This window comes from Streptomyces sp. NPDC048288 (genome assembly GCF_043201555.1).
In the GTDB taxonomy this organism is placed as follows: domain Bacteria; phylum Actinomycetota; class Actinomycetes; order Streptomycetales; family Streptomycetaceae; genus Streptomyces.
The window spans coordinates 435764-461220 of the sequence record NZ_JBICZD010000006.1; the positions used below are offsets into that span (position 1 = coordinate 435764).

General features: G+C 73.8%; 25 protein-coding genes. 10 read left to right on the top strand and 15 right to left on the bottom strand.

Features of this window, described 5'->3' with window-relative positions:
* Window positions 1-235: 235 nt before the first annotated feature.
* From ACGFZS_RS23960 to ACGFZS_RS23970, 3 genes are all read right to left on the bottom strand, one after another.
* Window positions 236-838: a TetR/AcrR family transcriptional regulator gene (locus ACGFZS_RS23960; protein ID WP_393796822.1), complete on the bottom strand. Its 603-nt coding sequence runs from the start codon at window positions 836-838 to the stop codon at window positions 236-238.
* A complete protein-coding gene (locus ACGFZS_RS23965) occupies window positions 835-1119 on the bottom strand; it encodes a non-heme iron oxygenase ferredoxin subunit (protein WP_393796823.1) in 285 nt (94 codons plus the stop codon). The genes ACGFZS_RS23960 and ACGFZS_RS23965 overlap by 4 nt, the downstream gene beginning before the upstream one ends.
* Window positions 1120-1214: 95 nt before the next feature.
* Window positions 1215-2684 carry a multicopper oxidase family protein gene (locus ACGFZS_RS23970; RefSeq protein ID WP_393796824.1) on the bottom strand — a complete coding sequence of 490 codons (1470 nt, stop codon included), beginning with the start codon at window positions 2682-2684 and terminating at the stop codon, window positions 1215-1217.
* Between the two features lie 218 nt (window positions 2685-2902).
* On the opposite strand from ACGFZS_RS23970, the gene ACGFZS_RS23975 reads away from it, so the two are divergent.
* The gene (locus ACGFZS_RS23975; protein ID WP_393796825.1) at window positions 2903-3892 is read left to right on the top strand and encodes an NAD-dependent epimerase/dehydratase family protein; all 990 of its coding nucleotides are present in this window, start codon (window positions 2903-2905) and stop codon (window positions 3890-3892) included.
* 60 nt (window positions 3893-3952) lie between these two features.
* On the opposite strand, the gene ACGFZS_RS23980 is transcribed toward ACGFZS_RS23975, so the two are convergent.
* Window positions 3953-5062 carry a HAMP domain-containing sensor histidine kinase gene (locus tag ACGFZS_RS23980; RefSeq protein ID WP_355707478.1) on the bottom strand — a complete coding sequence of 370 codons (1110 nt, stop codon included), beginning with the start codon at window positions 5060-5062 and terminating at the stop codon, window positions 3953-3955.
* Between the two features lies 1 nt (window position 5063).
* The gene (locus ACGFZS_RS23985) at window positions 5064-5828 is read right to left on the bottom strand and encodes a response regulator transcription factor (protein ID WP_393796826.1); all 765 of its coding nucleotides are present in this window, start codon (window positions 5826-5828) and stop codon (window positions 5064-5066) included.
* Between the two features lie 161 nt (window positions 5829-5989).
* On the opposite strand from ACGFZS_RS23985, the gene ACGFZS_RS23990 reads away from it, so the two are divergent.
* From ACGFZS_RS23990 to ACGFZS_RS24000, 3 genes are all read left to right on the top strand, one after another.
* The gene (locus tag ACGFZS_RS23990) at window positions 5990-6703 is read left to right on the top strand and encodes a glycosyltransferase family 2 protein (protein WP_393796827.1); all 714 of its coding nucleotides are present in this window, start codon (window positions 5990-5992) and stop codon (window positions 6701-6703) included.
* A gap of 159 nt (window positions 6704-6862) precedes the next feature.
* A complete protein-coding gene (locus ACGFZS_RS23995) occupies window positions 6863-7489 on the top strand; it encodes a DUF2064 domain-containing protein (protein WP_393796828.1) in 627 nt (208 codons plus the stop codon).
* The gene (locus ACGFZS_RS24000) at window positions 7486-8208 is read left to right on the top strand and encodes a class I SAM-dependent methyltransferase (protein ID WP_393796829.1); all 723 of its coding nucleotides are present in this window, start codon (window positions 7486-7488) and stop codon (window positions 8206-8208) included. The genes ACGFZS_RS23995 and ACGFZS_RS24000 overlap by 4 nt, the downstream gene beginning before the upstream one ends.
* Here ACGFZS_RS24000 and ACGFZS_RS24005 read toward each other — a convergent pair.
* Together ACGFZS_RS24005 and ACGFZS_RS24010 are read right to left on the bottom strand one after the other, a co-directional pair.
* Window positions 8097-8555 (bottom strand): hypothetical protein, encoded by a 459-nt coding sequence (locus tag ACGFZS_RS24005; RefSeq protein WP_393796830.1) that lies wholly within the window; start codon window positions 8553-8555, stop codon window positions 8097-8099. The two genes, ACGFZS_RS24000 and ACGFZS_RS24005, sit on opposite strands and share 112 nt — an antisense overlap.
* On the bottom strand, window positions 8555-9793 hold the full coding sequence (locus ACGFZS_RS24010; RefSeq protein ID WP_393796831.1) for a molybdopterin-dependent oxidoreductase: 1239 nt from the start codon (window positions 9791-9793) through the stop codon (window positions 8555-8557). Before ACGFZS_RS24010 ends, ACGFZS_RS24005 begins: the two co-directional genes overlap by 1 nt.
* Window positions 9794-9906: 113 nt before the next feature.
* Here ACGFZS_RS24010 and ACGFZS_RS24015 point away from each other — a divergent pair, with 113 nt between their 5' ends.
* Window positions 9907-11250 carry a hypothetical protein gene (locus ACGFZS_RS24015; protein WP_393796832.1) on the top strand — a complete coding sequence of 448 codons (1344 nt, stop codon included), beginning with the start codon at window positions 9907-9909 and terminating at the stop codon, window positions 11248-11250.
* A 32-nt stretch (window positions 11251-11282) separates the two neighbouring features.
* Here the strand turns inward: ACGFZS_RS24015 and ACGFZS_RS24020 are convergent, their stop codons facing one another.
* On the bottom strand, window positions 11283-11747 hold the full coding sequence (locus ACGFZS_RS24020; protein ID WP_393796833.1) for a MarR family winged helix-turn-helix transcriptional regulator: 465 nt from the start codon (window positions 11745-11747) through the stop codon (window positions 11283-11285).
* A 112-nt stretch (window positions 11748-11859) separates the two neighbouring features.
* On the opposite strand from ACGFZS_RS24020, the gene ACGFZS_RS24025 reads away from it, so the two are divergent.
* Together ACGFZS_RS24025 and ACGFZS_RS24030 are read left to right on the top strand one after the other, a co-directional pair.
* Window positions 11860-12936 (top strand): substrate-binding domain-containing protein, encoded by a 1077-nt coding sequence (locus ACGFZS_RS24025; protein WP_393796834.1) that lies wholly within the window; start codon window positions 11860-11862, stop codon window positions 12934-12936.
* A 124-nt stretch (window positions 12937-13060) separates the two neighbouring features.
* Window positions 13061-14794: a hypothetical protein gene (locus ACGFZS_RS24030; RefSeq protein WP_365684429.1), complete on the top strand. Its 1734-nt coding sequence runs from the start codon at window positions 13061-13063 to the stop codon at window positions 14792-14794.
* An 11-nt stretch (window positions 14795-14805) separates the two neighbouring features.
* Here ACGFZS_RS24030 and ACGFZS_RS24035 read toward each other — a convergent pair whose 3' ends face one another.
* The 4 genes from ACGFZS_RS24035 to ACGFZS_RS24050 form a co-directional block, all read right to left on the bottom strand.
* Window positions 14806-15969 carry an NAD(+)/NADH kinase gene (locus ACGFZS_RS24035; RefSeq protein ID WP_393796835.1) on the bottom strand — a complete coding sequence of 388 codons (1164 nt, stop codon included), beginning with the start codon at window positions 15967-15969 and terminating at the stop codon, window positions 14806-14808.
* 1224 nt (window positions 15970-17193) lie between these two features.
* Window positions 17194-18150 carry a serine/threonine-protein kinase gene (locus ACGFZS_RS24040; RefSeq protein ID WP_393654116.1) on the bottom strand — a complete coding sequence of 319 codons (957 nt, stop codon included), beginning with the start codon at window positions 18148-18150 and terminating at the stop codon, window positions 17194-17196.
* Between the two features lie 208 nt (window positions 18151-18358).
* Complete coding sequence (locus tag ACGFZS_RS24045) at window positions 18359-18781, bottom strand: TIGR03668 family PPOX class F420-dependent oxidoreductase (RefSeq protein ID WP_393796836.1); 423 nt, start codon at window positions 18779-18781, stop codon at window positions 18359-18361.
* A 17-nt stretch (window positions 18782-18798) separates the two neighbouring features.
* Window positions 18799-19446 (bottom strand): phosphoribosyltransferase, encoded by a 648-nt coding sequence (locus ACGFZS_RS24050; protein WP_393796837.1) that lies wholly within the window; start codon window positions 19444-19446, stop codon window positions 18799-18801.
* Between the two features lie 124 nt (window positions 19447-19570).
* On the opposite strand from ACGFZS_RS24050, the gene ACGFZS_RS24055 reads away from it, so the two are divergent.
* Window positions 19571-20359: a polysaccharide deacetylase family protein gene (locus tag ACGFZS_RS24055; RefSeq protein ID WP_393796838.1), complete on the top strand. Its 789-nt coding sequence runs from the start codon at window positions 19571-19573 to the stop codon at window positions 20357-20359.
* Window positions 20360-20368: 9 nt separating this feature from the next.
* Here the strand turns inward: ACGFZS_RS24055 and ACGFZS_RS24060 are convergent, their stop codons facing one another.
* Window positions 20369-21625, bottom strand: a complete 1257-nt coding sequence (locus ACGFZS_RS24060) for a cytochrome P450 (protein ID WP_393796839.1) — start codon at window positions 21623-21625, stop codon at window positions 20369-20371.
* 99 nt (window positions 21626-21724) lie between these two features.
* Window positions 21725-22765, bottom strand: coding sequence for a DUF2278 family protein (locus ACGFZS_RS24065; protein WP_393796840.1), 1041 nt, complete (start codon window positions 22763-22765; stop codon window positions 21725-21727).
* 156 nt (window positions 22766-22921) lie between these two features.
* On the opposite strand from ACGFZS_RS24065, the gene ACGFZS_RS24070 reads away from it, so the two are divergent.
* A complete protein-coding gene (locus tag ACGFZS_RS24070; protein ID WP_359219209.1) occupies window positions 22922-23362 on the top strand; it encodes an SRPBCC family protein in 441 nt (146 codons plus the stop codon).
* 96 nt (window positions 23363-23458) lie between these two features.
* A complete protein-coding gene (locus tag ACGFZS_RS24075; protein WP_393796841.1) occupies window positions 23459-24115 on the top strand; it encodes a Crp/Fnr family transcriptional regulator in 657 nt (218 codons plus the stop codon).
* Window positions 24116-24295: 180 nt separating this feature from the next.
* On the opposite strand, the gene ACGFZS_RS24080 is transcribed toward ACGFZS_RS24075, so the two are convergent.
* A complete protein-coding gene (locus ACGFZS_RS24080; protein WP_393796842.1) occupies window positions 24296-25447 on the bottom strand; it encodes an XdhC family protein in 1152 nt (383 codons plus the stop codon).
* Between the last annotated feature and the right edge of the window lie 10 nt (window positions 25448-25457).

Consider the following 25457-nt stretch of genomic DNA (forward strand, 5'->3'; position numbering starts at 1 on the left):
CCCCTGTCGGACCCCGTCCTTGAAGCCTTGAAGCGCCGCGGACCTCCGCACAGACCGTGGCCGACACCGGAGTGACAGGTGCCGCCGCACGTCGACGAGCACTACCGGTCACGGAACCGGACACGGCGGCCGTGCTGGTGGGGCTCGTCATCGGGCGCGTCACGGCACTGAAGAGCGCCGCGCTGGGCGCCACCGCTCCCGCCGCGTCTCCGGTCCCGACGGCGGAGGGCGCCCGTCACCCCGGCTGCGGGGCGGCCACCCGGCGTACCAGGTCCGTCCAGGTGTGGCGCAGGCGCTCGGTGCTGACGTGGGGCTCCTCGCGCAGGTGGTCCAGGGTTTCGAGGTTCACGAAGGCGAGCATGGCGTGGGCGAGCAGGTCGTGGTCGGCCTGGACTCCCGCCTCGTGCAGGAGGGCTGAGATGTGGGCGTGGAAGGGGCGGCCGTAGGGCGAGATGCGGCGGCGGTCGCAGGGGACCCGGCGGCCGAGCGCGGGTCCCAGGTCGGTGGCGTCGGCGACGCGGTCGATCAGGGCGCAGCCGAACGCGGTCAGCCGGTCGCCGGGCGGTGCGCCCGGCCCGAGCGGCGGGGGCCCGGAGGTGTACGCCTCGTGGAAGTCCGCCTCGACCTGGTCGACCAGTGCCGGCGGCAGTCCGTACCGGTCGCCGAACCGGCGGAAGAGCGTGCCCTTGCCCACGCCGGCCTCGTGGGCGACCGCGTCCATGGTCACGTTCCCGGCTCCCCGGTCGGCCACCAGCCGGGCGGCCGCCGCCAGCGGCCGGGCACGGTCGCGGGCCGCGTCCGCCCGCTCCGCCGCCGGGTCGTCCGATGGCCGGGTCATCCCGCGCTCGGCGGTGCCAGACGGGCGTACACACGTCCGTCCGCCACCCGCACCGGATACACGGGGACGGGACGGGTGGCCGGCGGGTCGAGCGGGCGCCCGGTGCGCAGGTCGAACCGGGAGCCGTGCAGCCAGCACTCGACCGTGCACCTGTCGACCTCGACCTCGCCCGCGGAGAGCGAGACCGCGCTGTGCGAGCACACGTCGTGGACGGCGAACAGTTCCCGCCCCCGAAGGACCAGGGAGACGGGCACGCCCTCCGCCTCGAACCGTCGGGGCACGCCCTCCTTCGCCAGTGACGCGGTCCGCGGCCGGGACCCGCCCACGGTCCGAACCCTTCTCGGCACTTGGACCTGGGTTCCGGGTGGTCCGGTGGCTACTTGTCGATCTGGAGCACCGACATCATGCCCAGGTCCTCGTGGTTGAGGACATGGCAGTGGAGCACGGTCCGGCCCGCGAAGTCCGCGAACCGGACCCGGATCACCATCCGGCCCCGCTGCGGGATGTCGACGGTGTCCTGGAAGCCGTAGTTCCGCTGCGGCCTGCCGTTGATGCTCATCACCTGGAAGTCGTCGGTGTGCAGATGGAAGGAGTGGACCTCGTCGGTGTCGTTGCGGAGGTTCCACTCCTCGACGGTGCCGAGCCGGGACCGGAAGTCGACGCGATGCAGGTCGAACCGCTTGCCGTTGACGTAGAACTTGGTGCCCGCCTTGTTCTCGGTGTACGTGATCGTCTTCCGGGCGGCGACCCGGGCCGCGGCCAGGTCCTGGGCCGGGGCGAAGGCGGTCGGCAGGGGCTGGGCGGTCATCGGCTCGCCGGTGGACCGCACGGTGGCGAGGGTGGCCTGCGGGAACTGGTTGCCGGCCTTGCCCGTGTTGTACGGCAGGGTCTCCAGGAGCCGTGTTCCCGGGGGACCGCCCTGCACGAGCACGTCGTAGCGCGCACCGGCCGGAATGATGAGCGAGTCGGCCTGGTAGACCGTGTTGACCGGGAAGCCGTCCTGGGCGACGACGTGGAACTTCTGTCCCTTCAGGGCCACCTTGTAGAAGATGTTGGCGCCGATGTTCGCCAGCCGCCACAGCTGGGTCTCCCCGGGCCGGATCGCGATCCTCGGGTTGAGCTGCCCGTCGACGGTGCGGGTGGTCGGCGCCCCCATCTTCAGGTTCTGCGTCTTGATCCGGTCGCGGACGATCTGGAAGTCCTTGAGCGCGATGACGTGTTCGGTGAGATGCCGCAGCCCGGACGGCAGGTACTGCTCCAGCCCGTCCACGACGATGATGCCGGACATGCCCCCGGCGGTCTGTGCCGCGGAGTCCATGTCGGGGTGCGGGTGGTACCAGTAGGTGCCGGGAGCGAGGTTCTTCGGGAATCGGTAGGCGTAGTGGAACGTCTTGCCGGGGGCGATACTCAGAAAGATGTTGTCGGAATTCCCGGACGGCGAGACATGCATTCCGTGGACGTGCAGATTCGTGTGCTGGTCCAGCCGGTTCTCGAACTCGACGTCCATGCGGTCCCCCGGCCTCAGCCGCAGCGTGGGCGGCATGTACTGACCGTTGTAGGTCAGCGCCCAGAGCCGTCGGCCGGCGAGGTCGACCTTCTTCCGCTCGACGACGATCCGCGTCTTCAGCAGCCCGTCCACGCTCGTCACCTCCGCCGGATCCCGCAGGTCGGCGGTGGCGGGGCCGGTGAGCGCCGGTGACGGGGAGACCGGGGTCGGCCCGGAGGACGCGGGCGACGGCGACGCGGACGACGCATGCGCGGGCGACGCGTGGACGTGCAGGTCGCCCTCCGCCAGGGTGCTGCAGCCCGGCGCCAGAGCGAGTACGGCGAGGGCGGACCCGGTCACGGACCATCTCCGTACGAAGCGCGAATACATTCCTGTCTCTCTTCCGCAGGCGTTTCGTGTACGACGGGAAATCCGGATCTCCGGCCGCCATCATGCACCGGCGTCGGCCGCGCCGAATTCAACGACCCACGGCGGAAGGGAACGGGATCGTCTTACGGAGTCGTGACGTACGGGTGTGGGCACGTGGTCCGGCGCCCGTGCGGGCCTAGCGTGGCCGTATGCGTGTACTGGTCACCGGCGGTGCCGGGTTCATCGGGTCCCATGTCGTCGAGGCGCTGGCAGCGCGCGGGCACGAGACGGTCGTGTTCGACGTGCGGGACGATCCGGGCGCCGATGTGCGCAGCCCGGTGGCGGTGGGGCGGGCGCTCGCGGGCGTGGACGCCGTCTGCCACCAGGCCGCGATGGTCGGCCTCGGCGTCGGGTTCGGGGACGCCGCCGAGTACGTCTCCCGCAACGATCTCGGTACGGCCGTGCTGCTCTCCGGGATGGCCGAGGCGGGGGTACGGCACCTGGTGCTGGCCGGCTCGATGGTGGTGTACGGAGAGGGCCGGTACGCATGCCCGCGGCACGGTGTCGTACGGCCCGGGCCGCGCGCGGCCGCCGATCTGGACGCCGGGCGGTTCGAGCCGAACTGCCCGGTGTGCGGCGCCGAGTTGACGCCCGGACTGGTCGGCGAGGACGCGCCCGTCGATCCGCGCAACGTGTACGCCACGACCAAGCTGGCCCAGGAGCATCTGGCCGCCGCCTGGGCCCGGTCGACGGGCGGTTCGGCGGTGTCGCTGCGCTACCACAACGTGTACGGCCCCCGGATGCCCCGCGACACCCCCTACGCGGGCGTGGCCTCCTTCTTCCGCTCGGCGCTGGCCCGCGGGGAGGCGCCGCGGGTGTACGAGGACGGGCGGCAGCGGCGGGACTTCGTGCACGTCCGGGACGTGGCCGCGGCCAACGCGGTGGCGCTGGAGGCGGGGGCGGCCCCTGGCCTGCTCACCGCGTACAACACCGGCAGCGGCGAGCCGCACACCGTCGGGGAGATGGCCCGCGCGCTGGCGGAGGCCCACGGCGGCCCGACGCCGGTGGTCACCGGGGAGTACCGGCTCGGCGACGTACGGCACATCACGGCCGACTCCTCCCGGCTGCGGGCCGAGCTGGGCTGGAAGGCCGAGGTCGGGTTCGCGGAGGGGATGCGGGAGTTCGCGGCCTCGGAATGAGCCTTCGCGGGCTCGCGATGAGCCTTCGCGGGCTCCCGGCCTTCGCGGGCTCGCGATGAGTTAGGGCGCCGTCGGCAGGGTGACCTCGAAGCGGCAGCCGCCGGGGATGTTGTGCACGGTGGCGTGGCCCTGGTGGGCCTCGACGATCCCGCGCACGATGGCGAGGCCGAGTCCGGCGCCGGCCGGTGGGGTCCGTGCGTGGCTGCCGCGCCAGCCGGTGTCGAAGACCCGGGGCAGGTCCTCCTCGGGGATGCCGCCGCAGCCGTCCGTGACGGACACGACGACCCCCTCGGGGCCGCGCTCGGCGGCGACGGCGACCGTGCCGTCGGGGGGTGTCCGGCGGATGGCGTTCACCAGCAGGTTGCCCAGCACCCGGCTCATCTCCTTGCCGTCCACCTCGACCGGCACCGGCTCCACCCGGTCGCCGACCAGCCGTACGCCGTGCTCGCGCGCGAGCGGGTCGGCGCCCGCGAGGGCGTCGCCGACGAGGTCGTACAGCGACATCCGGCTCGGGCTGAGGGCGAGCGTCCCGGCGTGGATGCGGGAGAGTTCGAAGAGGTCGCCGACCATGTCGTTGAGGCGTTCGACCTCGGTGCGGATCTGCTTGAGGTAGCGGTCGGGGTCGGTGGCGACACCGTCCTCCAGCGCCTCCGACATGGCGCGCAGCCCGGCGAGCGGGGTGCGCAGATCGTGCGAGATCCAGGCGACGAGTTCCCGGCGCGAGGTCTCCAGCGCGCGTTCCCGTTCCCGGGACTCGGCGAGCTTCGCGCTGGTGGCGGCCAGCTCGCGGCTCACCTCGGCGAGTTCGGCGGTGGCCGGGGTCACAGGGGCGGCGAAGTCGCCGTCCTCGCCGAACGAGCGTGCCGCGAGGACGAGTTCACGGCTGCGGGCGGCGACCCAGCGGCCCAGTATCAGCGCGGTCGCCAGCGACACCGCGGCCGCCATCGCGACGACCGTCGTCACCACCGACAGGTCGTGCGAGGAGAGGAACATCGCCCAGGCCACGGCGAGGGTGCCGGCGAGCATCGCGACCACGCCGACGGACGCGACGACGGCGACGGACGCGGTCAGCGAACGGCGCCGCAGCAGGCGCAGCACGGCCGCCCCCAGCAGGCCCGTGCCGGCCGCCCCGGCGAAGGCGTACAGGGCGATGAGGAGGGTGTCTCGCATGTCAGGCCACCCCTTCCCCTTCTGCCGCCGTATCCTCCGGTCCCTGTCCGGTGGGCTCGAAGCGGTAGCCGACGCCCCACACCGTCTGGATGAGGCTCGGCCGGGCCGGGTCGTCCTCGACCTTGGCACGCAGCCGTCGGACATGGACCGTGACCGTGGACAGGTCGCCGAAGTCCCAGCCCCACACGGCGCGCATCAGGTCCTCCCTGCCGTACGCCCGCCCCGGGTGCCGCAGGAAGAAGGCGAGGAGGTCGAACTCGCGCAGGGTGAGGGCGAGTTCGACGCCGTCCTTGGTGGCGCGGCGGGCGCCGGGGTCGAGGGTGAGTCCGGCGGTGGACAGGGCGTGCGCGGCGGGCGCGGGGCGGCTGCGGCGCAGCACCGACTCCACCCGGAGGACGAGTTCCCGGGGGCTGAAGGGCTTGGTGACGTAGTCGTCGGCGCCGACCTCCAGGCCGAGGATCCGGTCGTCCTCGTCGCCGCGCGCGGTCAGCATGATCACCGGGACGGGGGCGCGGTCGCGCAGCCGTCGGCAGACCTCCAGGCCGTCCATGCCGGGCAGCATCAGGTCGAGCACGACCAGGTCCGGCCAGTGGGCGGCGGCGCGGATCAGCGCGGTGGGGCCGTCGGCGGCGTGGTCGACCAGGTAACCGGCGCGGTCGAGATACCCGGCGACCACCTCGGCGACGGTCGGGTCGTCGTCGACGACCAGGACCCGGGCGGATTCGGTGGTGGGCCGGTCCGCGGTGAGCTCGTACGGCTGCTGCATGCCTCCACCCTCGCACCGGGCCGTCGCGGGTGTCGCGCCCGCGGGTGGGGGCCGGTCGCGACGTCCGCGTTTCGTAAGAAACCCGGGGCCGGGGAGCCCGGGTCCGACGTCCGCGTTTCGTAAGACGCCGACGCCCGGTATGCCGGGTTCGCGTTCGTAGGGTGAAAGCCGTGACCACCTCATCTTCCTCACCGTCGACGGACGTGGACGTCGTCCTTCCCTGTCTGAACGAGGCCGCGGCCCTGCCCTGGGTGCTCGGCCGGATCCCGGTGGGCTGGCGGGCCCTCGTGGTCGACAACGGCTCCACCGACGGCTCGGCGGACGTCGCCCGGGCGCTCGGCGCGACCGTCGTCCACGAGGCGCAGCGCGGCTTCGGCGCGGCGTGCCACGCGGGGCTGGCCGCGGCCACCGCCGACATCGTCTGCTTCTGCGACTGCGACGCCTCGATGGACCCGGGGCTCCTGGTGCCGTTCGTGCGGGAAGTCTCCGACGGGGACGCCGACCTGGTGCTGGGGCGGCGGCGTCCGCAGGGGCGGGGGGCGTGGCCGGCGCATGCCCGGGCCGGGAACCTGGCGCTCTCGCGGATGTTGCGGCGCCGGACCGGGCTGCGGCTGCACGACCTCGGGCCGCTGCGGGCGGCCCGTCGGGCGGGGTTGCTGGCGCTGGACCTCGACGACCGGCGCAGCGGCTACCCGCTGCAGATGGTGGTGCGGGCCGCCGACGCGGGGTGGCGGGTGGTGGAGCACGACGTGCCCTACCGGCCGCGTGTCGGTTCCTCCAAGGTGACGGGCACGTGGCTCGGCACGTGGCAGGCGGTGCGGGACATGGGGAGGGTGCTGCGGGAGCCGGCTCGGGTGCGGGTGGGTGGGGGTTGATCGCGCCCACGCGGCGGAGCCGCACATCGACAGAGCCCCGCGCCCCTGAAGGGGCGCTGCGGCCGCCGCTTCTTCTCAGCGTGGGCGGCACCCTGCCAGCGCCGGTAAGCGTCCCCCCGCCCCCAGCCCCAGCCCTCCGCACCAGCCAAGGAACCCCACATGACCACCCTTCTCGTCATCGCCAAGGAGCCCCGTCCCGGCAGGGTCAAGACGCGGCTCACGCCGCCGTTCTCGGCCGAGCAGGCCGCCGCTCTCGCGGAGGCGTCGCTCGCCGACACTCTGTGGACCGTGGCGGAGACGCCCGCGACGCGCCGGGTCCTGGCCCTGGAGGGCGCCCCCGGCCCCTGGCTGCCGCCGGGGTTCGATGTCGTGCCGCAGTGTGCCGGGGGGCTGGACGAGCGGCTCGCCGATGCCTTCGCCCGGTGCAGCGGGCCGACGCTGCTCATCGGCATGGACACCCCGCAGGTCACCCCGGCCCTTCTCGCCGTGGACTTCGGGGAGTGCGACGCGTACTTCGGGCCCGCCGAGGACGGTGGTTTCTGGGCGCTGGGGCTGGCCGATCCGGATCCGGCGCTGCTGCGCGGGGTGCCGATGTCGGTGCCGGAGACGGGGGCCGTGCAGCGGCGGCGGCTCGTCGCGGCGGGGCTGCGGGTACGGGATCTGCCGCGGCTGCGGGACGTGGACACCGCGGCGGACGCGGCGGCCGTCGCCGCCCTCGTTCCGCACGGCCGTTTCGCCGCCGCGCTCGCCCGGTACGCGGCGCACAGCGGAACGGGCCGCCGATGACCGTCCCGCCGGCCGTCGCCTGGACCGGCGCCGACCCCGCCGACCCGTACGCCGCCGCCCTGCGAGCCGGCCAGGGTCCGCTGTTCCTGAGGCGGACCGACGGGTGGCTGCTGCCCCTGGAGGTCGAGCGCTGGTGCGCCCGGGCCGACCCGGTCGACCGGGCGGTCCTGGACCGCTGCGAGGGCGCCGTCCTCGACGTCGGCTGCGGCCCCGGGCGGCTTGTCACCGAACTCGCGTTCCGGGGCCGTACCGTGCTCGGCATCGATGTGAGCGCCGCCGCAGTCGAGCACACCGTGCGGCTCGGCGGCCAGGCGCTGCGCCGCTCGGTGTTCGAGCCGCTGCCCGGTGAGGGCCGCTGGGGCACCGTCCTGCTCATGGACGGCAATGTCGGCATCGGCGGCGACCCGGGCACCCTGCTCGGCAGGGCGGCGCAACTCCTGGTACCCGGAGGGCTGTTGATCGCCGAGACGGCCGCGGTGGACGTCGACGAACGGGCCGACGTGCACCTGACCGGCGACGCCCATGACGCGGTCGGCGCCCCGTTCCTGTGGGCGCGGCTCGGCACCCCGGCCCTGCTGCGGTACGCGCGGGGCTGGGAGCCGGCGGGTCAGTGGGCGGCCGGCGGGCGCCGCTTCGCCGCCCTGCGCAGCCGGCGCGCCAGCAGCAGCGCCGAGCCGCCGAAGAGCACGGCGGTGATCAGCAGCCAGCGGGTCAGGTAGCCGTCCGGGGAGAGGCCGGTGGCCGACCGGTAGTGCCCGGCCATCGCCCCGCTGATCAGCGGGAACCAGACCAGCAGGAGCAGCGCGGAGAGCGCGGCCGGGACCCGGACGTACAGCACCCACTCCCGGCGTCCGGCGGCCCCCAGCCCCCGTACCAGCGCCCGGTCGGCCAGCGAGTACAGCGGCAGCAGCACCAGGTCGTGCAGCAGGGCCGCCCCCACCACCCACAGGGCCACGCCCAGCCAGTCGCCGGCCAGCAGCCGGACGCCGGCGTAGGCGGCGAGCGCGAACGAGCAGACCAGGAGGAGGAGTTGGAGGGGGCTGCCGAGGGCAGGGCGGGGGAGCATCACAGGTCTCCGAAGGTCATCCGGGCCACCCACTTGGTGTTGAGCACACCGGGTGCGGCGGGCACGATCACGCGGGCCGGGTAGCCGTGGTCGGGGGACAGGTCCTCGCCGTTCACCTGGAGGGCGAGCAGGGAGCGCGGGTCGGCGACCTGGTTGGCGCGCAGGGCCGCGCGCCGGAACGCGCCGTGGAGCTGCAGGGACTCGACAAGCACGTCCGGCGGGTCGCCGTCGTAGCCGACGAGGGCGGCGAGGTCGCGCAGCCGTACCCCGCGCCACCACTGGTCGGCGGTCGACCAGCCCTCGACGCAGGCGATGGGCAACGCGGCGCTGTGCAGGGGCAGTCGGAGGAGTTCCGGGCGGGTGAGGCGGACGGTGCGGCCGTCGCGTCCCGTGACGACGAGCCGCCATGCCTCCGCCCCGGTCTCCCGCGTGTCGATCCCGGCGTAGGCGGCCGTCTTGTTGATCTGGAAGCCGTTCGGGCCGCTGCCGGGGTCGGCTCCGCCGTGCGGGGCGAGCAGAGCGGTACGGCGGAACGCGCCGCCGATGCTCTGCCCGGCCGTGGTGACGAGCAGGAGCAGGGAGGCGCCTGAGACGAACCACAGCGCCCCGCGCCGGGAGACGGTGGGCGCGGTCGGCCGTGGCGACTCCAACTGAGCCTCGTCCTGACGCCGTTGACGGACCGCCCGGACGGCCGCCGGGGTCTTCAGGGCCGCGTGGGCCAGGAAGGCGGCGAAGAAGACCCAGGCGCCGTAGAAGTGCAGGGGGTAGAAGGAGCCGGGGAAGAGGTAGTCGAGCTGGATGTTGAGGACGCCGGTGGTGAACTCGAAGAGGCCGCCGCCGACCAGCAGGAGCAGCGAGATCCGCTCCAGGGCGTGCGCGAGGGAGCGGGCCGGGGGCAGCGTGAACAGCTTCGGGACCACCGACCACAGCTTGGCGAGCAGCACCGGGATCAGGGCGATGCCGAGGGTGACGTGCAGGCCCTGGGTGAGCCGGTAGAGCCAGGAGGGGTTCGTCGGCCAGGAGAACAGGTAGAAGCCGAGGATGCCCTTGTCCGGGGTCTGGTCGTTCACCGGCGCCAGGTTCGGGTTGTAGGCCGCGTACGACAGCAGTCCCGTGACGAAGAGGACGGTGATGCCGACGAGCAGCACGAGGCCGAGCACCGAGGTGAACCAGGTGCCGCGCAGCGGGCTGCGCCAGAAGCCGGGGGAGGTGGGAAGCCGTGGGTCGTCGTCTCGCATGGTCCGACCGTAGGCCGGGAGAACCCCCGGAACGGGGCGCCGACCCATGACGAAAGTCTGACGTCAGCCCCTTGATCCACGCTCCGGCCCGGTCGCCGACCTAGCGTTCCGGTGTGACCCGTGCTCCCCGTCCCGACGGCCGTGCCGATCTGTACGCCGTCCTCGCCGCCGCCCTGCTCGTGCTCGTGGCCGTCCTGGTCGGCCGGCACCTCCAGGACGCCTACCGCGTCCTGTTCGTGCACTGGCCGCCGCTCTTCGCCGACTGGGACCCGCACGTGGGCCCGGGCACCCCGTCCGCCCTGCTGGTCGCGGCGGGCGTGGTGGCGTACGGCCCGCGTCTGGCCGTACGGCTGCCGTGGCGCGGGCTGCTCGGCGCGGCCTGGGGCGCCTGTCTGGCCTGGACGTGGTCGCTGGCGCTGGTGGACGGCTGGCAGCGGGGGGTGGCGGGCCGGCTGACCAGTCCGAACGAGTATCTGACGGTCATCGGCCGGTTTCACGACATCCCGGCGACCCTGCGCGACTTCACCCACCACATCGTCAGCGGCTCCCCCGCGCCCTGGCCCGCGCACATCGCCGGGCATCCGCCGGGCGCCACCCTCACCTTCGTCCTGCTGGACCGGATCGGGCTGCACGGCGGCGGCTGGGCGGGCGCCTGGTGCATCACCGTGGGGTCGTCCGCCTGTGTCGCCGTCCTGGTCGCGGTGCGGGCGCTGGCCGACGAGCGGCTCGCCCGGCGGGCCGCGCCCTTCCTGGTGCTGGCCCCGGCCGCGGTGTGGGTGGGGGCCTCGGCCGACGGGTACTTCGCGGCGGTCGCCGCCTGGGCGGTGGCCCTGCTGGCGCTCGCGGTGACCGGACGGTCCGTGGCGTGGGCGGCGGGTGCGGGGCTGCTGTACGGGCTGACCTGCTATCTGTCGTACGGCCTGACGCTCTTCGCGCTGGTCGGGGCGGCGGTACTGGTGCTCGGCCGGCGCCGGGTCCGGGCCCGCCCGCTCGTCCTCGCGCTGCTGGTGGCGGGGGCGGCGGTGGTCCCGCTGGTGTTCACGCTCGCCGGGTTCGACTGGTGGGAGGGGTACCGGCTGCTGGTCACCCGCTACTACCAGGGGGTGGGCGGGACCCGTCCGTACGGCTACTGGGTGTGGGCCAACCTGGCCTGCACGGTGGTGATCACCGGCCTGGCGACGGCGGCAGGGCTGCGGCGGGCGGGCGCCGTCCTGCTCCACCGCCGCACCGCGCCCGCCCCGGAGCTCCGCCTCGCCTTCCTCGTGGCCGCCACCCTGCTCGCGCTGCTCGTCGCCGACCTGTCCGGCATGAGCAAGGCGGAGACGGAGCGGATCTGGCTCCCGTTCGCGATGTGGCTGCTCCCGGCCTGCGCCTTCCTGCCCCGGCCGCGGGTCTGGCTCACGGCCCAGGCGGTACTGGCGCTGCTGGTGAACCATCTGCTGTTCACGGGCTGGTGACGCCTGCGGGGAGCGGAGGCCGGGCGGTCCGGCTAGGTGAGGACCGGGCGGTCCGCGTCCGCCGTCCGGACCTCGGCCCCGGCCGCCGCCGTGAGCTGCGGGAGGAGCCGCGCGAGCGCCGTCCCGTCGTCGAGCGCATCGAGCAGCCGGGCCTGGTCGGCGTGGACGCGGTGGGCGGCGCGGGCATACAGGTCCTGGCCGCGTTCGGTGAGGTAGAGCAGGACCCGGCGGCGGTCGTGGGGGTCGGGGCGGCGGTGCACCAGGTTGCCGGCGACCATCCGGTCGACGAGCTTGGTCAGGCTGGGCGCCGGCATCAGGGCGTGGTCGGCGATCTCGGACATCGGGTGTCCCCGGCCGTCCCCGACGAGCGACAGGACGCGCCACTCCTCGACCGCGCAGTCCTCCTCGGCCAGCACCGCGGCCAGCCGTTGCACGATGCGCCGCTCGGCATGGCCGAGGAGATGGGCGAGGTCCGGCGAGGAGGGTACGGACGGCATTGCCGGTGTCCTTCCGTCAGGTCTACTGTGCGCGCAGAATACGAGTCTTGGCGAGGGCGCCGGGGCCCGGGACCGGAATCCGCGTTCCCCATGCCCGCACGGAGGTGGCCCGATGCGTCCGGCGCCGCCGAGCGACCCGACGGGTGTGCCGCTGGTCGTCGCCCTGGTTGTTCCGTTGCAGGGGCCGGCGGGTGTCCTCGGGCCGTCCTGCGAGTCGGCGGCGCGGCTGGCGGTGGAGGAACTCAACGCCACGGGCGGGGTGCTGGGCCGGGAGGTCCGGCTGCTCACGGTGGACGGCGGGGCGCCGCCGGCCCGGGTGGCGGCCGAGGTCGGGGCGCTGGTCTCGCTGGGCGCCGTGGACGGGGTGGTGGGCTGGCACACCTCGGCGGTCCGGCAGGCGCTGCTGCCCCGGGTCGCGGGCCGGGTGCCGTACGTCTACACCGCGCAGTACGAGGGCGGCGAGCGGACTCCCGGCGTCTTCCTGACCGGTGAGACCGACGCCGCCCAACTGCTGCCCGCGATGCGGGTGCTGGCGGAGTCGGCCGGGGTGCGGCGCTGGTGCACGGTGGGCAACGACTACGTGTGGCCGCGGGTGACCGCCCGTGCGGCCCGCGGGTATGCGCGGGAGTGCGGCGGCCGGGTGCGGGACGAGGTGTTCGTGCCGCTGGGGACGGAGGAGTTCGGCCCGGTGCTGCGCCGGGTCGAGCGGTGCGAGGCGGACGCGGTGCTGATGCTGCTGGTCGGCGCGGACGCGGCCCGCTTCAACCGGGCGTTCGCCGGGTACGGGCTGCACCAGCGCTGCCTGCGGCTGAGCACCCACATGGACGAGAACATCCTGCTGGCCACCGGCGCGGACGGCACCGACGGGCTCTGGGCGGCGGCCGGTTTCTTCGAGACCCTCGCGACCGCCGAGAGCCTCGACTTCAGCGCCCGGTACGCGGCGCGGTTCGGGGTGCACGCGCCCGTGGTGGGGAGCCTCGGCGAGTCGTGCTTCGAGGGGGTGCGGCTGCTGGCGGCGCTGGCCGAGCGGGCGCGGTCGCTGGACGTGCGGGCGATGTGCGCGCTGGGGGACGCGGTGTCGTACGAGGGCCCGCGGGGTGTCGTACGGCTGCGCGGCAACCATCTTGCCCAGCGGCTGTACCTGGCGCGGGCGGACGCCTTCGACTTCCATATCGTCGCCCAACTCTGAGCCGGTGCCCGATACTTCCCACGGGAAGTATCAAGGTTTGTCTTTTAAAGCGGGTGAAACGTTCGGGAAACAGCGTGCCGCGACTCTTCCGTGCAAACGACCGGGGACGAGAGAGGGCAGAGTCGTGACGGAGATCGTCGGCAAAGAGGCGCCGCCGGCCGTGGCGGACGGCGGGACGGACAGCCGGACGGACGGCAAACGGACGTACAACGACTGGGCGCAGAACGACACCCTGGAGGACTACTCGCTGCGCTACGCGCCGAAGTCCTTCCGCCGCTGGACCCCGTACGTGGTGGCCACCACCGCGCTGGGCGGCATCGCCTATCTCGCGGACTTCGCGATCGGCGGCTCCATCGCCATCTCCAACGGCTTCTCCAGCGCGATGGTGGCGATCCTGACGGCCGCGGTGGTCATCTTCCTCACCGGTATCCCGATCTCGTACTACTCGGCCAAGTACTCGATCGACATGGACCTGTTGACCCGGGGCGCGGGCTTCGGCTACCTCGGCTCGACGCTGACCTCGGTCATCTACGCCAGCTTCACCTTCATCTTCTTCGCCCTCGAAGGCTCGATCATGGCGCAGGCCCTGGAGCTGGGCCTGCACATCCCGCTCGCGGTCGGGTATCTGATCTGCTCCCTCATCATCCTGCCGCTGGTCATCTACGGGATGACCGCGCTGTCGAAGATGCAGGTGTGGACGCAGCCGGTGTGGCTGGTGCTGATGGTCGCGCCGTTCGTGTCGATCGCGATCCAGGAGCCGGGCAAGTTCTCGGAGTTCACGCACTTCGCGGGCGACTCCCCCACCGGGTCGAGCATCAGCATGCTCGGGGTCGGCGCGGGCGCCGGTGTGGCGCTGTCGCTGATCGCGCAGATCGGTGAGCAGGTGGACTACCTGCGGTTCATGCCGGACAAGACGCCGGAGAACGGCAAGAAGTGGTGGGGTGCGGTGCTCTCCGCCGGTCCGGGCTGGGTGGTGCTCGGCGCGGCCAAGCAGATCGGCGGGGCCTTCCTCGCCTTCTACATCGCGGGCAGCGTGGGCCTCGCCAAGGCCAACGAGCCGATCCAGCAGTACGTGTCGGGCTTCAAGACGTTCGCGGCGCCGGTCGCGCTGGGCCTGGCCACGTTCTTCGTGATCCTCTCCCAGATAAAGATCAACTCGACGAACGCGTACTCCGGTTCGCTGTCCTGGTCGAACTTCTTCTCCCGGCTGACCCACCGTCACCCGGGCCGGGTCGTCTACATCTTCCTCAACGTCGGCATCGCGCTGGCCCTGATGGAGGGCGGTGTCTTCGGCTTCCTCAACACCGTGCTGGGCTTCTACTCCAACGTGGCGATCGCCTGGATCGGCGCGGTCGTCGCCGACCTGGTCATCAACAAGCCGCTGGGGCTGAGCCCGTCGTACATCGAGTTCAAGCGCGCCCATCTGCACAACTTCAACCCGGTGGGCTTCGGTTCGATGCTGATCGCGTCGGCGGTCTCGATCGCCGCGTACTTCAACGCGTTCGGGGAGTACGGCAAGGCGTACTCGCCCTTCATCGCGCTGTTCCTGGCGATGGTGCTCTCGCCGCTGTTCGCGGTGCTGACCAAGGGGAAGTACTACATCGCCCGCGTCGACGACCTCGCCGAGCCGCTGCTCGGCGCGGACGGGCTGCCGTCGGCGGTGACGCTGACCTGCACGGTGTGCGCGACCGACTTCGAGCGGCCGGACGTGGCGAACTGCCCCTTCCACTCGGGGGCGATCTGCTCGCTGTGCTGCAGCCTGGAGAAGGACTGCCACGACTCCTGCAAGACCGGGCCGGTCGCGCTCGGCATCCCGGCGGTGCGCTCCGCCGACCGGCCGGACCCGTCAGGAGCGTGACCGGCCGGTCGTCACGGGCGGGGGCCGCCTTCCCGCGCATGCTCCGGGAGGGCGGCCCGCTCCAGCGCGGGGGCGGCACCGTCGTCCGGGTCGGGGCACAGCGCCTCCGCCTGGGCACGCTGGTCGTCGAGGAGCGGGAAGGAGAGGTGGGCGAGGTCGCCGGGCGGGGGCGCGGTCAACGACCACAGGGGCGCGGGGGTGCCGTCGGCGACCGCGGCCGGGGCGTCGGTGAGGTTCATGCGCTCGCGCAGCCGGCCGTAGAAGTCCATCGCCGCCAGCCGCACCACCCGCAGCCGGGCCGGGGCGGCGTACACGCCGATCCAGTCCCCGGGTCCCAGGACGCCCCGCACCTGGCCGTCGACGCTGACCGCGGCCTGCCCCGAGCGTTCCAGGACCCGCAGGCCGACGGCCTCGTTCGGGGCCGTGACGACCGAGCGGTTGAACGTCATGTGCGGGGCGACCGGGGTGAAGACGAGCGCCTCCGCGCAGGGCGAGACGACGGGGCCGCCGGCGGCGAAGCTGTAGGCGGTCGAGCCGGTCGGGGTGGCCACCAGCAGCGCGTCGGCGGAGTAGGAGGCGAGCAGCCGGCCGGAGACGTAGACGCCGACGGAGACCTGGCGGTCCCGGGAGAGTTTCTCCAGGACGACGTCGTTGACGGCGGTGATGTGCAGGGGGACGCCCCAGTCGGTGTCCTGCGCGCAGTCCGTGCGGATCTGGGGCGGTGGCAGCAGCGGCCCGCGGCCGTACTGCATCAGCGTCTCCATGTCGGCCGGCATCTCCAGGCGGCGGGAGGCCCGCATGGTCAGCAGCAGCCGGCTGTCGACGCTGAACCGGTCCTCGCGGACCGCGTCCAGCGCCGCCCGCACCGAGCGGACCGGCACCTCGGTCAGGAACCCGACCCGGCCCAGGTCGACGCCGAGGACGAGGGCGTCGTTGCGGGCGGCGAGCCGGGCGCCGCGCAGGAAGGTGCCGTCCCCGCCGAGGGTGACGATCAGGTCGGGGTCGCCCGCGGCCTCGACCTCCTCCCCCGAGTGGTGCCGTCCGCCGTCGTGCCATACGTCGATGTCCGTGCACCGCACGCCGTGCTCGGCGGCCCACTCCCGTACGGCGCGGGCCGCGTCCACCGCCTCGGCGCGTCCGCCGTGCACCACCAGTCCGAGCCCGTTCACTGCCATCTCCGCCTCCAGGACACCGTGATCGGCCGCTGTTCCCACGCTGTCACGGCGCGGCCGATCTGTCGGGCGGAGCGGGGTCACAGGCCGAGGGAAATGGCCAGCCGGGCGAGCTGGGCGGTGGTGTTGATGTCGAGCTCGGCGCGGATCCGGCGGAGGTAGGCGCCGGCCGTGTGCCGGGAGGTGTCCGCCGGCTGTCACAGGCCTGTCACGAGCGCCGTGCCGGGAGCCCGGACCCGGGAACCGGGGCGGATCGGTGCTCCGTGTCGGCCGGGATCATCCTGGGGAGAAGAGCCGGCCGTGCAGGTTCCGCGAAGGACGAGCGGCGAGGGAACGGCGTCCCACCCCTCCCAGCCACCCGGCGCGGACCCGCGCCGCCCCCAGGGGGCCCGCACCGCCGAGGCCACGATCGACGCCCGGGGCGTCGTGACCGGCTGGAGCGACGGGGCCGCGCTGCTGCCGGGCTGTCCGCCCGCCGAGATCCTGGGGCACCGGGCGGCCCTGCCGCTCGCCGAACCGGACCAGAACGCCTGGCGGGCGGCCGCCGCCGGGACGCCGTGGAGCGGGACGGCCGCCCTGCGCCATCGGGAGGGGGCACCGGCTGGACCGGGACGTCCTGGTCCACCGCAGGCCCTCCGGCGAGCGGCCCGGCGGCGCCGAGCGGCTGGTGGTGTCCGCCGTGACCGGCCCGGCGCCGCCGCGTCCGGCCGGGCGCTCGGAGCCTGGGCCTTCGACGGGTCGCGCTGCGTCCGCGCCGGCACCCGGCGCGCGCTGTCGCCGGCCGAGGGGACGATGCGGGGGCTGCGGCTGACGGACATCGCGCCCTACCCCGGCAGCGCCGAGGCCGAGACGAGGATGTGGCGGGTGCCGGGCGGTGGCGGGCCGCAGGAGAGCCGCCTCCGCCTGGACCCGGCCGACCCGGAGCGCGCGCGGCACGTGTGGCACGCGTGGCTGGTGCCGCTGACGGACCCGGACGGGCGGGCGCGGGCGGTGGCCCTGACGGCCCGCTCCGACCCCTCCGAGCGGCTGGTACGGCAGCGGCTGCCGCTGAGCGATGCCGGGTGCGCATCGGCACCGGCTCCGACGTGCAGCGCACCGCGCGGGAGCTGGCCGACGTCGCCGTCCCCGCCTTCGCCGACGTCTGCGCGTGGGCCTGCTGGACACCCCGCCCCGCCCGGGGCAGCCGAGCCACCTGGGGCAGCGCACGGAGAGCCGCGAGGGCAGGGGTCAGCGGTCCAGTACCGGGCGGGCCCAGGCGGGTGGCGGCGGGGTACCACCGATGGTGTCCCGGCCGGCCGTGGGGGCGCCGTCGGCGGACCGGTCCGCGGGCGCCGGCTCCTCCGCCGGGCCGGCGCCGTGCGCGGCGAGCCGCAGCGCGCCCACGAACTCCAGGCAGGTGCCGTACCGGTCCTCGGGCGCCTTGGCGAGCGCCCGGGCGAACACCTCGTCGAACTTCGGCGGCAGCCCCGACCGCACCTCGCTCAGCGCGGGCGGCCGGTCGTACTGGTGCGCCCACAGCAGCGCGATGTCCTCGTCCCGGACGAACGGCGGCCCGCCGGCCAGCATCTCGAACACCACGCAGGCCAGGCTGTAGAGATCGCAACGACCGTCCACCGGGCGGCCCGAGATCTGTTCCGGCGCCACGTAGTCCAGCGTGCCGACGAACTCGCCGACCGTGGTGAACCCCGTCAGCGACAGCGACTTCTTGGTGAGGCCGAAGTCCGTGAGGTAGACGTGCTCGGGGTGCTCGCTGTCCGTACCCTCCGCCACCAGGACGTTGCCGGGCTTCACGTCCCGGTGCACCAGGTCGTGCTCGTGCGCCGCGTCCAGCGCGGAGGCGACCTGCGCGGCGACGCGCAGCGCCGTGTCCACCGGCAGCACGCCCTCCTGGTCCAGCAGCGCGCGCAGGTCCGGGCCCGACACGTACCGCATCGCGATGTAGAGCACGCCCTCCGTCTCGCCGGCCTCGAAGATCGGCACGATGTGCGGATGGTCGAGGGCCGCCGCCACCCGCGACTCGTGGGTGAAACGGCGGCGGAAGGTGTCGTTGCGGGCCATCTCCGGGGCGAGCAGCTTCAGGGCGACGGTCCGGTCCAGGCGCAGATCCGTCGCGCGGTAGACGACGGCCATGCCGCCGCGCCCGATCTCGCCCTGGACCTCGTAGCCCGCGATCCGCGTCGCCATCACCCGTCCGCCCGTAGCGCCGGAAACCTTGCCAAATCGTATCCAGCACTGCTGCATCTACGCGAAACGACGGTGGACGAAGGCCCAGATGACCTGCACCACCCTGATCCGCACCATGATCGGTCCCGTCGTCGCCCATCTCCGTGGCCTGGGTGTCGTCGGGGCCCTTGCCCGGGGGCCGGCCGTGCCCGGAGTGGAAATTCACCGTCTACAAGGGGGCCGCCCGCCAGCCGGTCCAGCGCGAGACGGTCACGAGAACGACCGTGGCGTTCGGGGGCCGCTCCCGGTATTGCGGGTATTTCTCGCGCAACGGCTCGACGAGCGCCGCGTCGGCGGAAAGCAGCGTCGCGTCGCCGTCCGCCCGGACCCACCAGAGGCGGTCCCAGTTCTCGTCGTCGTACAGGTCCACGAGCAGCGAGACCGACGGCCGCGCGGCGATGTTGCGCAGCCGCTTGAGGCGGGGTGTGGTCTTCGGCTTGTGGTCGACGGCGGTGACGATCCCGTCGGCGCCGTACCGTGCGAAGACGACCGGCACCAGGTGGGGGCGGCCGGTCTCGTCCACGGTCGCGAGGCGGGCCACCCGGGCCGCGGTGAACCGCCGCCGCGCCTCGTCCTCGGAGAGTTCCGGCACCGCGCGCCCCTCCCCCGTCAGGCCCCGGCCCCGCGCAGCGCGTCGAGCACGTCGGCGTCGGTCAGCTGGGCGAAGTCGTCGTACCACTGCCCGACCGAGCTGAAGATCACCGGACGGTGCGGGCAGACGACGAGGTCGGCCTCGGCGGCGAGCGCGTCGAGGGAGTCGGGGGCGCCGACCGGGACGGCCAGGACGGTCCGGGCGGGGTTCCGCAGCCGTACGTGGCGCAGGGCGGCGCGGGCGGTGTTGCCGGTGGCGAGGCCGTCGTCGACGACGATCGCGGTACGGCCGCGCAGTTCGGGCGGCGGCCGGCCCTCCCGGTAGCGGCGCTCGCGGCGGCGCAGCTCCTGCCGCTCGCGCTCCACGACGGGGGCCAGGGACTCCTCGTCCAGGCCGAGGCGGGTCAGGGTCGCGAGGTCGAAGAGCGGCGGGCCGTCCCCGGCGAGCGCGCCGACGCCGAACTCCTCGTGGTAGGGGGCGCCGATCTTGCGGACGACGAGGACGTCCAGCGGGGCCGGCAGCTCCCGCGCGATCTGTGCGGCGACCGCCGCGCCACCGCGGGGCAGGGCCAGCACGATCGGGTCCGGCAGCTCCCCCTTGTCGCACGACTTCCGCAGTACGGCGGCGAGTTCGCGGCCCGCGTGGGCACGGTCCCGGTAGCGCACGGCCGGTCCTCTCCGGGTGAGGTCGGGTCCCCTTCCTCCATGCTCACACCCGAGGGCACCGGAAGCCGAGTCCGCCCCCATTAATTCGCACACGCATTCTATACACCGTGTGTATAGTCCCCGCATGTCACTGTGGAGCAAGCTTCCGATCAAGAAGAGGGAAAGACGGCTGTTCGGGTTCCCGACCGTCGCCGCCGTCTGTCTCGCCCTGACCCTGTCCGGCTGCGCGCAGGTCGACACGACGTCACCCGCCGACGCCCGCGCCCACGCCGTGAAGAACGGTCAGGCCCGGTTCGGGACCGTCGACTGCCGGGAGGCGAAGTGCATCGCGCTCACCTTCGACGCGGGCCCCAGCGAGAACTCGGCCCGGCTGCTCGACATCCTCAAGGAGAAGCACGTCCCGGCGACCTTCTTCCTGCTGGGCAAGCGGCACATGGAGAAGTACCCGGAGCTGGTGAAGCGGATGGCGACGGAGGGGCACGAGGTCGCCAGCCACACCTGGGACCACAGGATCCTCACGCGGATCCCGGACCGGCAGATACGCGAGGAACTCACCCGCCCCGACGACACGATCGAGCGCCTCACCGGCCGCAGGCCCACCCTGATGCGTCCGCCGCAGGGCCGCACCGACGCGAACGTGCACCGGATCTGCCGTGAGCTGGGCCTCTCCGAGGTGCTGTGGAGCGTCACCGCCAAGGACTACCTGACCACCGACCCCCGGCTCATCACCCGACGGGTCCTGGACCAGGCGTCCCGGGACGGGATCATCCTGCTCCACGACATCTACCGCGGCACCGTCCCGGCCGTGCCCGGCATCATCGACGCCCTCAAGGAACGCGGCTACGTGTTCGTGACGGTCCCGCAGCTGCTGGCCCCCGGCAAGGCCGTACCGGGCGAGGTGTACCGCCCTTAGGGGCCGCCCCTAAGCCACCCTTGGGCGCCGCCCCTGAGCCACCGCCCACGTGAGGTGCAGCTCCTCCGGTGAGCGGTGGATCATCGTCGGCCGCATGGTGACCGGGCGGCCCTCCGCGAGCCGCAGGCCGGGCAGACGGCGGGTCAGTTCCTCGACGGTGACGCGGAGTTGCTCGCGGGCCAGCTGGGCGCCGACGCAGGCGTGGGCGCCGAAGCCGAAGGCGAGGTGGCGGGCGGGGGCGTCGCGGGTGATGTCGAACGTGTCGGGGCGGGGGTGACGCGAGGCATCGCGGTTGGCCGCGCCGAAGGCGACGAACAGCTCCGCCCCGGCCGGGAGTTCGGTGCCCGCGAGGGTGAGCGGCCGGGTGGTGACCCGGCGGAAGCCCTGGAGCGCGCCGTCGTAGCGGGCCGCCTCCTCGACGGCCGCCGGGATCAGGTCGGGCCGCTCGCGGAGCAGCTCCCACTGGTCCCGGTGGCTCAGCAGGTGCAGCACGGTGGTGCCGATCAGCGCGGTGGTGGTCAGGTGCCCGGCGATCAGCAGGTTCTGGAGATGGGCGACGGCCTCGTGCCGGCCGTCCGGCGGGAGTTCGCCCTGCCCGGGCTGGGCCACGGAGGCGACGATCTCCGTGGCCAGGTCCTCGCGGGGACGGGCGTAGCGGTCGCGGGCACAGCGGTCCAGGACGTGCTGCATGGCCACCACGTCCTCGGCGGCGGCGATCTGCTCGGCCTCCGGCAGCGGCCGGAACAGCAGCTGCTCGGCCCGGTGCCCGCCGTGCACGACGAGCGGCACGTCGGCGGGGTCGATTCCGACGATCCGGCCGATGACGTCACCGGGCAGCCGCAGGGCGTACGCCGACATCAGCTCCACCCGGCCGTCCTCGGCGAACCCGTCGACGAGGGCGGCGGCGCGCTCCCGGGCGTACGGCAGGGCCGCCGCGACCCGGGCGGGCGACAGGGCGCGCACCAGCGGGGCGCGCAGCCGCTGGTGGCGCTCCCCGTCCGAGGTGACCACGACCGGCCGGCCGCCGAAGCCGCGGCCCAGCACCTCCAGCGCGGCGGGCGAGGGCAGCACGTCCGGCCGTAACGCGTTCGCCGACGAGAAGTCCAGCGGGCGGCGCAGCACCTCGCGGACGTCGGTGTCCCGGGCGACCAGCCAGGCATCCAGCTCGGGCACGTGCAGCAGCCCCTCCGCCGCCCGGGCCCGGGTGTAGAGGGGATAGGGCTCGCGCATCAACTCGTCGAGACTGCCGTGCGGTTCGTGTTCCACGAGACGCCCCCCGGGACGACGGCGGTACGGGTCGCGCTCATGGTGCCGTACCGCCGTACGCCCACGACAGGGTCCCGGCCGGAACCGGTCGGAAACCGGTCAGAAGACGACCCACCAGCCTTCGCGGGCCGCCTGCTCGGCCGTGTACGACACCCCGTGCACCTTGAGGCCCGCGGCGTCGAGGAGGGTGATCTCGCCCCCGTGGTTGCCGAGTTGGGCGCCACCGGAAAGCGGCACGGCGAGCGTGGCGCCGGCGGCCAGGGGGCCGGCCGGGACCGGGGAGGACTGGCCGATGCGGTCGACGAGCCGCCAGCCGGTGAGGTCGGCCGGGGCGGGCGAGGCGTTGAGGAGGGTGACGGCCTCCGCCTCGGGGGCCGGGCCGGGCGGGTTGACCAGCGCGGCGACGATCCGCACCGGCTGCCCGCCGGTGGCGGGGCGGGAGACGTCGACGTCGGGAAGGGTGTGGCCGGTGGCGTCGTCGGTGTGCCAGGCCTGGCTCTGGAAGGCGAGGAAGACCCCGACCCAGCGCTCCTGGCCCTGGCCGTCGCCACCGTCGATGTCGCCGCCGGGGAGGCGGATGAGCAGCCCGCCGTCCTGCCACACCCCGTCGTCGGCGGCGAAGCGGCCGCTGTTGCCCTGGTTCATGTGGATGTCGTGGACGCCGTTGCCGGGCAGGAAGCCGAACACCTTGTCCTTGACTGCGGCTTCGGGCCCCCAGCGCTCGCCGAAGAGGTACAGCCGGGCGCGGGGGTCGTCGACCGCCCGCCGGACGTAGTGGTCGAGCAGGTCGGCGAGGTCGTTGTCCGGGCCGGGGCGGTCCGCGGGCAGGACGCGCATCTTCGCCGGGTCGAACAGGTTGCCGCGCACGAAGTCGAGGTTGGGTCCGCCGGGCCCGGGCGGCAGGGTGTTCCAGCCGCTCGTCAGGCCCTCCAGGCGGGCGGTGAGGGGGTGCCTGAAGTCGTCGTCGACGAGGTAGAGCAGGTCGGCGGGCTTCTGCTGGGACAGGACGTTGACGGCGGCCCGGTAGTCGGTGCCGGAGTCGTCGGTGAGGTGGATCTGGTAGTGCGGGGTCCCGGCGGCGCCTTCGCGCCGGATGCCGACCGCCCGCGTGATCAGTACGCCGTAGGTCTTCAAGGGCATGATGACCAACTCCCCGTGAAGGCGGGCGGTTTGCCCGCCATGGCGGGAATCGTACGGGTCCGGAGCCCGGTCGGGCCCGGGTTGGACGATTCTGTCGGTCCTGTGAACAGTCGGTGCGCGTCCCGTAACCGGTGGCCGGTTCCCTACGATCGTGCCGTGGTCAACTTCCTCCTCCAACGGACGGCTCCACTGCCGATCGACGAGGCGTGGCGCCGGCTCACGGAGTGGTCCCGGCACGCCGACGTGGTCCCGCTGACCCGGATCACCGTGCTCACCGATCCCCCGACCCACGAGGGCACGGTCTTCGTGGCGCGCTCCGGACTCGGACCGCTGTCCTTCGAGGATCCCATGGAGGTGACCGTCTGGCATCCCCCGCAGGACGGCGGCCCCGGCCGGTGCCGGCTGGTCAAACACGGCCGGGTGGTGCTCGGCTGGGCCGAACTGGAGGTGCGCCCCGGCCCCGGCGGCCGGACCCGGGTGCTGTGGCACGAGGAGCTGCGGATCCGGGGGCTGCCGTCGGCCTTCGACCCGCTGGTGCGCCGGACCGCCCGGGCGGTGTTCGGGCGGGCGGTCAACGCCCTGCTCCGCAGCCCCTGACCCGGCGCCCCTTGGCAGACCCCGGCCGCACGATGGACAGTGGCCCTCCGGTGCCGAACGGTCACCGTGGGTCGACGCGGCCGGGGAGGCTCGGAGGTGGCGTTCTTCTCGCCCGGGGAAGCGAAGCTGTTACGGGAGGCGGGCCACGCGCGCGGGTGGGTCCGCGGCGAGATCCTGATGCGCGAGGGCGAGGCGGCCGACTCCGTCGTGCTGCTCACCGGCGGTCTGGTGAAGGCGACGGTCGACTCGGCCAACGGCTACACCAGCCTGCTCGCCCTGCGCGGCCCCGGTGAACTCCTCGGCGAACTCTCCTGCATCGACGGCCGGCCGCGGGGCGCGACGGTCACCGCGATGCGCCGCAGCGAGGGCGTGGTGGTCGCCTCGGACGCCTTCGTACGGCTCCTGGAGCACGACGCGGGCCTGTGCCTGTCGGTCCTTCGCACGGTCGTGGGCCGATTACGGGACTCCGACGGACTCCGCGCCGAACAGGGCGCCCGCACCACCCGCGCTCGGGTCGCCGGCCTCCTGGTGAAGCTCGCCGTCCAGTACGGCTCGGCCGCGCCGGAGACGCTGCCGGGCGCGGTCGCCGTCCAGGTGAACCAGCGTGAACTGGCCGCCGCCACCGGGGCGTCCCGGGAGTCGGTGGTGCGCTGTCTGCGGGCCATGCAGCAGGAGGGGCTGGTGGCCACCAGGCGGGGGCGGACCGTCGTACTCGACCTGGCGGGGTTGCGGCGCTGGGCGGAGGAGGGGTGAACCGGCCCGCTTGCACCCCGGTCGCATGAGAACGGAACTCCCGCCGCCGTATGCGTCATTTGACGCTGTGCCACGGCCGGGAAGGCGCTTCCATCGTCCCCTGGCGCCCGGACCGGTACGGCGATCGGGGGAACGGACCGGGCGCTCCGCTCGACGGGGGAGGTGGCCGGCTCGGGGAGGCTAGGCCACCGACCCGATCCGCCGCGCCGGGGCCGACGTCGCGTCGTGGTGGATCGGGGTGTGGGCCCCGGTCAGGGCGGCCCCGCTGCCGCCACGCCGGTTCGCGACGATCTCGGCGGCGATCGAGAGCGCGGTCTCCTCGGGCGTACGTGCCCCGAGGTCGAGACCGATCGGGGACCGCAGGCGCGCCAGCTCCAGCTCCGTGACCCCGACCTCGCGCAGCCGCTCGTTGCGGTCCAGGTGGGTGCGGCGGGAGCCCATCGCGCCGACGTACGCCACCGGGAGGCGCAGGGCGAGCCGGAGCAGGGGGACGTCGAACTTGGCGTCGTGGGTGAGGACGCACAGGACGGTGCGGCCGTCGACCGGGGTGCGCTCCAGGTATCGGTGCGGCCACTCGACGACGATCTCGTCGGCCTCCGGGAAGCGGGTCCGCGTCGCGAAGACGGGCCGCGCGTCGCACACCGTCACCCGGTAGTCGAGGAACTTGCCGACGCGGACCAGCGCCGACGCGAAGTCGATCGCCCCGAACACGATCATCCGGGGCGGCGGGACGGACGACTCGACCAGCACCGTGAGCAGTGCTCCGCAGCGCGAGCCCTGCTCTCCGATCTCCAGGGTGCCGGTGCGGCCCGCGTCCAGGAAGGCCGCCGCCTCGGCGGCGACCGTGCGGTCCAGTTCGGGGTGGCCGCCGAAGCCGCCCTCGTACGAGCCCTCGGCATCGACGAGCAGGGCGCGGCCCACCAGTTCCCCGGGCCCGGTGACGATCCGCGCGACCGCCGCCGCCTCCCCGCGGACGGCGGCGGCCAGCGCGGCCACCACCACCGGCCGGACGGCATCCGCCGCCCGGACCGGCGTCACGAGGATGTCGATGACACCGCCGCAGGTCAGCCCCACGGCAAACGCGTCCTCGTCGCTGTACCCGAAGCGCTCCAGCACGGTCTCCCCGTCCTCCAGCGCCTGCCGGCACAACTCGTACACCGCCCCCTCCACACACCCACCGGACACCGACCCCACAGCCGTGCCCTCGGCATCCACCGCGAGCGCGGCCCCGGGCTGCCGCGGCGCACTCCCGCCGACGGCCACCACCGTGGCCACGGCGAAGTCCCGCCCTTCGGCGAGCCACCGGTCCAACTCCTCGGCGATGTCCAGCATGTCCGGATCT